Origin of the sequence: Streptomyces prasinopilosus (assembly GCF_001419695.1) — a bacterium.
GTDB classification, from domain to species: Bacteria; Actinomycetota; Actinomycetes; order Streptomycetales; family Streptomycetaceae; genus Streptomyces; species Streptomyces prasinopilosus.
Window position 1 is genome coordinate 1 of record NZ_LIRG01000661.1, and the last position, 3,101, is coordinate 3,101.

4 protein-coding genes are annotated in these 3,101 nt (G+C 75.2%); 1 reads left to right on the forward strand and 3 read right to left on the reverse strand.

Translation table 11 applies throughout. The features are described from left to right. Positions 1–57: 57 nt before the first annotated feature. Positions 58–654: a PNPOx family protein gene (locus AOK18_RS24105; protein ID WP_338119135.1), complete on the reverse strand. Its 597-nt coding sequence runs from the start codon at positions 652–654 to the stop codon at positions 58–60. A 208-nt stretch (positions 655–862) separates the two neighbouring features. Between AOK18_RS24105 and AOK18_RS24110 the strand changes: the two genes are divergently transcribed. Beyond that, positions 863–1,933 (forward strand): adenosine deaminase, encoded by a 1,071-nt coding sequence (locus tag AOK18_RS24110; protein WP_055695696.1) that lies wholly within the window; start codon positions 863–865, stop codon positions 1,931–1,933. Here the strand turns inward: AOK18_RS24110 and AOK18_RS24115 are convergent. Both AOK18_RS24115 and AOK18_RS24120 read right to left on the reverse strand, forming a co-directional pair. Next, entirely contained in the window at positions 1,915–2,430 is a 516-nt protein-coding gene (locus AOK18_RS24115) for a mycothiol transferase (RefSeq protein ID WP_055695697.1), read from the reverse strand. The genes AOK18_RS24110 and AOK18_RS24115 overlap by 19 nt on opposite strands. Positions 2,431–2,518: 88 nt before the next feature. Then, positions 2,519–3,101, reverse strand: a 583-nt coding sequence (locus AOK18_RS24120) for a LysR substrate-binding domain-containing protein (protein WP_240503297.1), incomplete at its 5' end; no start/stop codon positions are given.

A 3,101-nucleotide genomic window follows, 5' to 3' on the forward strand; every position in this document is an offset into this window, starting at 1 on the left:
TCCCCTCTCCGGTCAGCCTCGCGGTCGTCGTCGTCGTACTGGCCGGTTCCGTGGCCCTCAGCCTGCCCCGCCCCGCCCCGCCCCGCCCGGCGCCCGACGCCGCGGACGAGGGGGCGGCCCCGCCGCCTCCTCGTCCGCGGCGTCGGGCGCCGGGCGGGGCGGGGCGGGGCGGGGAGGGCCGACGCGGGTCCGGCGCCGCGAGGCGCCCTGCGCCGGCCGGATCCCGTCCCGCAGGAGATGCCGCTCCGGCGTCTCGCGCACCCCGTGCCGGGCCCGCACCGCCTGGGGGCGTACCCGGAAGAAGGCGTGGGCGGCCCGGTCCGCGCGCGGATCCCAGCCGGTCTTCTCCCGGAACGCCTCCGCCGCCCGCGGCGGCACCTCCCGCGCGCCGTACGTCTCCACCTCGCCGTCGAGCAGGACGACGTCCCGTGTGTCGCCGAGTGCCGGCCAGGTCCGGCCGCCCTCCCGCGGATTGCGGCCGGTGGGGTCGGCCGGCCGGGTCGCCGGCCGGACGGCCTCGCCGTCCCACACGAACCACAACGGCACCAGGCAGGGCAGCCCCTCGGCGTCCGCCGAGGCCACCCGGATGTCCGTCTCCCGCTCCAGCCGGTCCGGGACATCCCCTCTGCGCTGCTCCCGACTCCGCCGCGGCACCTCGGTGGTCTCCGTGTGCGGACGGTACCCGGGCGACCCGCCCGGGCGCCTCGGGCTGCCGTCGCAGGTCTTCGGGACCGGGCCCGGGGCGCCGCCGGGAGCGGGACTGGCGCGCACCGACGTTTTACGTATAACCTCTGCCGATCGACCCCACCCCCACCGGGTGGCCCCCCGCTTCACCACCGAACCGCTGAGGAACGCACCGCCCATGACCACGCCCCACCTCGACACCGACACCCTCCGCCGGCTGCCCAAGGCCGTCCTGCACGACCACCTCGACGGCGCCCTGCGCCCCGCCACCCTGGTGGAGCTGGCGGACACGGTGGGCCACCCCCTGCCCACCACCGACGCCGACGAACTCGCCGCCTGGTACGTCGAGGCCGCCGGCTCCGGTGACCTGGTGCGTTACATCGCCACCTTCGAGCACACCCTCGCCGTCATGCAGAGCCGCGAGGGCCTGCTGCGCACCGCCGAGGAGTACGTGCTCGACCTCGCCGCCGACGGTGTCGTCTACGGCGAGGTCCGCTACGCCCCCGAGCTGATGACCAAGGGCGGGCTGACCCTGCCCGAGGTGGTCGAGGCGGTGCAGGAGGGTCTCGCCGCCGGCATGGCCAAGGCCGCCGCCGCGGGGACCCCGGTGCGGGTCGGGACGCTGCTGTGCGGCATGCGCATGTTCGACCGGACACGGGAGGTCGCCGACCTGGTGGTGGCGTTCCGGGACGCGGGCGTCCTCGGCTTCGACATCGCCGGAGCCGAGGACGGCTTCCCCGCCGCCGACCACCTGGACGCCTTCGAGTACCTGCGCCGCGAGAACGTGCCGTTCACCATCCACGCCGGTGAGGCCGACGGCCTGCCCAGCATCCACCAGGCCGTCCAGCTGTGCGGTGCCCAGCGCATCGGTCACGGCGTGCGGATCACCGAGGACATCGTCGACGGCAAGCTCGGCCGGCTCGCGGGCTGGGTCCGCGACCGCCGCATCGCGCTGGAGATGTGCCCCACCTCCAACCTCCAGACCGGGGCCGCCGACTCGATCGCCACGCACCCCGTCACCGCGCTGAAGGACCTCGGCTTCCGGGTCACCCTCAACACGGACAACCGCCTGGTGTCCGGCACCACGATGACGCGGGAGATGTCCCTGCTGGTGGAGCAGGCCGGCTGGACCGTCGAGGACCTGCGGACCGTCACGGTGAACGCCCTCAAGAGCGCGTTCCTCCCGTTCGACGAGCGCAACGCCCTGCTCAGGGACGTGGTCCTGCCCGGCTACGACTCCGTGCGCTGAAGCAGTCCCCGTACGTAGGCGGCCTGTCCGGCGTGCTGGAGATCGTCGGACAGGACGCTGACCAGGCGCACCCCCAGACTCACCGGCGGGTCCCAGCGCTCGTCCACGACGCGCTCCAGGTCCTGGGCGGCCAGGGCGCGCAGGGCGTCCAGGGTCTGCCCGTGCACCGCGTCGTAGTAGCCGGTGAGGAGATCGCCCGAGGCGACCCGCACCCCGGCGACCTGCTCCGGGGTGTGGCCGTACCCGGTGTCGTGACGGGGCAGGCCGAGCGCGAACCGCTCCTCGAAGCCCCGGGTCAGCCACACCTGGTCGAGCCCGAAGGCGTCCGCGACGTGGTCGTCCTGGACCCGGGTGAGGTGCCAGACCAGCCAGGCGACCGGGTTGGCGCCCGGGGCCGGCGCGGTGTTCAGGGCGTCGGGGCCGAGCCCGCCCACGGCGGCGTGGACCTCTTCGCGGATCCTGCCGTAGCCGTCGATGAGGATGTCCTTGGCAAGCATGGGACCACCTTCGCGCATCCCGCCGCCGCCCGCGCCCCGTTCCGCGTGCCCCGCCGGACGCGCGGCGCCCCTCTCCGCGTGCCGTCCGCTACGTCCGCCCGCCGCCCAGCAGGGCCATCAGCGCCCGTGCCGCCGGGCTGGCCGCCTCCTGGGACGGGACCAGCACCACGCTCTCGTACACCGACTCGCCGGTCTCCTTCAGGGGCAGCGCGGTCAGTGCCGCGCGCTTGTGCCGGAAATGCCGGGGGACGACGGCGATGCCGAGGTTCTCGTCCACCAGGTCCAGCAGACTGTGCACGTCGTTCACCTCCAGCGCCACCGTGCGCCGCACGCCGGCGCCGGCGAACGCGGTGTCGGTGGCGCGGCGCGGACCCCAGTCGGGATGGAAGTCCACGAACACCTCGCCGCCCAGGTCGTGCGGGGTCAGCGGCGCCCCGGCCCGCGCCAGGCGGTGTTCGGGATGGCAGAGCACGGTCATCGGCTCGCTGGTGAGGGGCACCGACCGCAACTGGTCGGGGTCCGTGGGGGTCCGGTAGGCGAAGGCCAGGTCGAGGCGTCCCGCCGCGACCTCCTCCGCCAGCGCGGCCGAGCCCCCCTGCCGCAGCCGGATCTCCACGTCCGGATGACGCCGCCGGAAATCGGCCAGCAGCTCCGCCGGGTGCACCCCGGCG

Excerpts from the sequence above, each read along its gene's own strand:
- AOK18_RS24115 (WP_055695697.1), bottom strand. The coding sequence starts at position 2,430 with ATGCTTGCCAAGGACATCCTCATCGACGGCTACGGCAGGATCCGCGAA.
- AOK18_RS24110 (WP_055695696.1), top strand. The coding sequence starts at position 863 with ATGACCACGCCCCACCTCGACACCGACACCCTCCGCCGGCTGCCCAAG.